This window comes from cf. Phormidesmis sp. LEGE 11477 (genome assembly GCF_015207105.1).
Taxonomy (GTDB): Bacteria; Cyanobacteriota; Cyanobacteriia; order Phormidesmidales; family Phormidesmidaceae; genus Phormidesmis.
Genome location: NZ_JADEXO010000217.1, coordinates 1 through 4,084 on the forward strand (window position 1 = coordinate 1; position 4,084 = coordinate 4,084).

The following is a 4,084-nucleotide window of genomic DNA, read 5'->3' on the forward strand; positions in this document are numbered from 1 at the left end:
GCTATGCGACGTTGAGAGTCGAGATCGGTTACCTCTAACATCGCTACCTGAAGTAAATCCCCTCCACGGGAGGGGTGGCACGTAGTGACGGGGTGGGTCTCGATGTATACGCTAAACAGGTACGGGACACGTAGGAAACTAAAGCTGTTTCGGACTACGTGCTTTCACCATAGTCTGTTTTTAGAAGGTACTGGTTAACTTGCTGAAGGCTTACTGGTCGCCCGAGGTAGTAACCTTGAACAACGTCTACACCGCACCGTTGAACTAAGTGGAGTTGATCTTTAGTTTCTATACCTTCGGCCACAACTGAAAACCCGAGTTTGTGGCAAAGCTGGATACTTGAAACCAGAAGAACCATGCCACGTTCTACTTCGTTCTTGGCTGGGACAGCGAGAGCTCTGTCAAGCTTGATTTCGTCCGCTTCTAGAGAAACTAGGCTCGTGAGAGAGGAGTATCCAGAACCAAAGTCGTCAATAGAGATACGATGTCCGGCGGCGCGGAGATGGCGGACGGCAAGGGCAAGAGCTTTACCTTCTTTTACGTAGGTATGTTCTGTAATTTCGATGCAGAAATATACGCCAAATTCTTTAGCCCTACGAATAAAATCTTTAACGGCTGTGGTGTCAAGGAGAAAGTCTTTATCGAAGTTGAGTGCGATCGGTGGAATTGCTATCTTCTTTGCCTGCCAATGGCGTAGGTCGTCGAATACCAGATCGATGACTTTTTGATCGACTGTTTTGGAGAGACCTTGCTGATACAGGGTAGGCAAAAAAGTTGGTGGGATGATCTGTCCGGTGTGGGTTTGGAAACGGAGAAGGGCTTCTAGTCCAACAATCTTTAGTGTACTGGCACTTACCTTAGGTTGAAAGTAAAGTAGGAAACGACCTTTTTTTAGCTGGCTGAGTACACTCTGGCAAACGGCGGCAGATTTTATATGGGATTCTTGCTGCGTGAAGAAATCTGTCTCTCGGCGTTGAACTAGCGCTTCGCTCAGAAAGCGACCGTTGTTTTTGTGAAAAAGATCAAAGAGATCCTTGGGAGCCTCATATCGCTGTGCCGCAATGAGCAAGAAGGGATAATAAATACATCCATCAATGACGATGCAGACGAGCTGGGTGAGCATCGCCCAACCGGAGCCACCGCTAGCGACGTAGGCTTTATAGAAAGGCGGGGTCATCCAGTAGATGGGATCGGGGCTAACGGTGAACAGGTTGAAGTGGATGGCGGTAAGTGCGATCGCCATATTCACAAAGGCTGTGGAGAGAAAGGGTATCAAGAAAACGGGATTGAACAGAATAGGAAGTCCAAACAACAGCGTTTCGTTGATAGTGAATAGAGAGAAAGGAAGGCTGATTTTGGCGATCGCCCTAAACCGAGACAGCCGTTTTGAGAACAAGATGATAAAAGGAATCGGCAGCGTGGAACCCGTGCCGCCCATGTTGACAAAAGCCGCATGAAAGGTATTGAGCTGAATAGCTGTGGCGTCACCAACAGGGGTGTTGTACAAAGAGCGGAAAAACCCAGAAGCGCTATGCTCGCCATGAATACCAACAAGCCACGAGCACAGGGAAATGGCTTTGTATAGGATAAGTTCTCGAACAGGCTCCATCGGGCGAATCTGAAAACCTGTTTGAGCTAGCAGGGTCATATCTACTAGTCTCACAGCCCCTAGCCTAAGCAGCTCAACGCACAAAACGGTTAGGAAGCCAGGAATGATAAGGTTGAGCGCACTGACAAGTCTAGGACTGATTTCGTCACGAGAAGGATCTCTGCTGGAGACAAGCTGCAGGCGAGGCTTTGTAGAGAAATGGTGCAGTAGCCTGATGGCTATCCAAGTTACTAGGATGCTGGTGAGTACGGAGCCATGATAGGAGCTGAGCTGAGCGTCTAAGCTAATGCTAAGAAAGCCGGTGCCTCGCAGAAAACAGACCATAACAATCAGCAGCGTCCCGATCTGATCGAGGCCTTTCTCTTGGGCAAGCAGCGTACTGAGCGATAGACTGACAAAGAGCGGCAGGAGAAAGTAATAGAGTCGGCTAATAGCATCACTACCCACATCAGGAATAGGAATGCCCCAGATGTTGATTATCTGAATGAGCTTGCCCATTATCACTAGGCTGTTCATGATCAGAACAACGGGTAGCAGAGCAAGAAAAGCTTCGCGCAGAGTAGATAAGGCTTTAATTCTAAGAACGGATGTAGGCATCGAATAGGTGGCCAGATTTAAGCGTAGCCATAGCAATAAGATAGGGAGGGTAAAAATCAACGCTTTGCAAGGCCATACCCTTAACTCACCGTAACGCTTAGCTCAGCGGCTGACCAGACATTACTAGCATTGAAGGGAGCTGCTTAGTCGAGACTATGCTCACTTACGGTCACCGGCTTAGTACGGCGCGGAAGAACGGTCGTAATACATTGCAGTAATATAGCTTTATCAATTCCCTTTTTATATTTAATGCTGCTAACGCTGTCCACTACGCACCAGCCTGCGACTGATTTGGGTTATTTGCTGCACAAGCATCCCGAGCGGACTCAAACTTTTGCGTTGGGGTTTGGTCAGGCACATGTTTTCTATCCAGAAGCGCGTGCTGAGCGCTGTACGGCGGCGCTACTGCTAGAAATTGACCCGGTAGGACTAGTACGAAAGTCTGCTCGACAGGGCGGCGCGTTCGATCAGTATGTGAACGATCGCCCTTACGTAGCCTCTTCTTTTTTGAGCGTGGCGATCGCAAAGGTATTCTCCACCGCGCTATCCGGTCGCTGCAAAGATCGACCTGATCTAGTTAACACGCCGATTCCTTTGACTATCACGCTGCCAGTGCTGCCGTGCCGGGGCGGAGAGACTTTTCTAAGAGACCTTTTTGAGCCGCTAGGGTATGCGATCGCAGCTGAGCCTCTACCGCTAGACGAGACCTTTCCCGATTGGGGAAATAGCCGCTATCTATCAGTTACGCTTAGCCACAAAGTGCGCCTATCCGATTTGCTCAGCCATCTCTACGTGCTAATTCCGGTGATGGACGAAGACAAGCACTATTGGTTTGGCGCTGACGAAGTCGATAAGCTATTGCGACACGGTGAAGGCTGGCTAAAAGATCATCCGCACAGAGAACAAATCACACAGCGCTATTTTAAGCGAGTGCGGAAGCTGGCAGAAGTGGCGATCGCGCAGCTAATGGAAGGCGAAGATCCAGATGCTGACGCCGAATTGGCTGCCAAGAGCTGGCAAAAGCTAGCCGCGAAGAAACCTGTGAGCCTAAATCAACAGCGGATGGCAGCAGTAGCGGCAGTTCTGAAATCTCACCATGCGAAGAGAGTGGTAGATTTGGGTTGCGGTGAAGGCAATCTGTTGAAAGCGCTGTGGGAAGATCGGTTCTTTGAGCGGTTGATGGGCATAGATGTATCTTTTCGCGCCTTAGAAACTGCCAAAAAGAGATTGAGAGTCGAACAGATTCCTCTGCACCAAAGAGAGAGACTACAGCTAATGCAAGGTTCTTTGACCTATCGAGATGAACGACTGATCGGCTATGACGCGGCGGCAGTGATCGAAGTGATTGAGCATATGGATTTAAATCGACTGGCTACATTTGAACAGGTGCTTTTTCAGTTCGCTCAGCCGCCGTTGGTCGTCATTACCACGCCTAACGCTGAGTTTAATGCCCTATTTCCAACGTTAGAGAAAGGACATTTTCGCCATCAGGATCATCGGTTTGAATGGACGCGGCCAGAGTTTCAAGCTTGGGCCGATAGCCTCTGTAAGCGATATGGCTACCAGGTCGAATTCCAGGGCATCGGCTTCGAGTCGCCCGAGGTAGGCACGCCAAGTCAAATGGGCGTATTCGTTAGGCAGGAGGAACGCCAGTGAAAATTACCATCCCAGAACTTTCTCTAGTTGTTTTAATCGGCGCATCAGGCGCGGGAAAATCTACTTTTGCTCGCCAGCATTTTGCGAAGACGGAGATTTTATCTTCTGATCATTTTCGGGGGGTAGTCTCTGATGATGAAACCGACCAGTCGGCGACTAGAGACGCTTTTGAGGTGCTTCACTACATCCTCGCCAAGCGCCTGAAAGCGGGCAGGCTGACGG

The 4,084-nt window shown here is 49.5% G+C and carries 3 protein-coding genes; 2 read left to right on the forward strand and 1 reads right to left on the reverse strand.

Features of this window, described 5'->3' with window-relative positions; all coding sequences use genetic code 11:
- Positions 1-154 precede the first annotated feature (154 nt).
- Positions 155-2,206: an EAL domain-containing protein gene (locus tag IQ256_RS28610; RefSeq protein ID WP_193859081.1), complete on the reverse strand. Its 2,052-nt coding sequence runs from the start codon at positions 2,204-2,206 to the stop codon at positions 155-157.
- Positions 2,207-2,455: 249 nt separating this feature from the next.
- Here IQ256_RS28610 and IQ256_RS28615 point away from each other — a divergent pair, with 249 nt between their 5' ends.
- Positions 2,456-3,862 (forward strand): 3' terminal RNA ribose 2'-O-methyltransferase Hen1, encoded by a 1,407-nt coding sequence (locus tag IQ256_RS28615; protein ID WP_193859082.1) that lies wholly within the window; start codon positions 2,456-2,458, stop codon positions 3,860-3,862.
- A partial coding sequence (locus IQ256_RS30610) for an AAA family ATPase (RefSeq protein ID WP_193859083.1) occupies positions 3,859-4,084 on the forward strand: 226 nt, incomplete at its 3' end. The genes IQ256_RS28615 and IQ256_RS30610, both read left to right, overlap by 4 nt.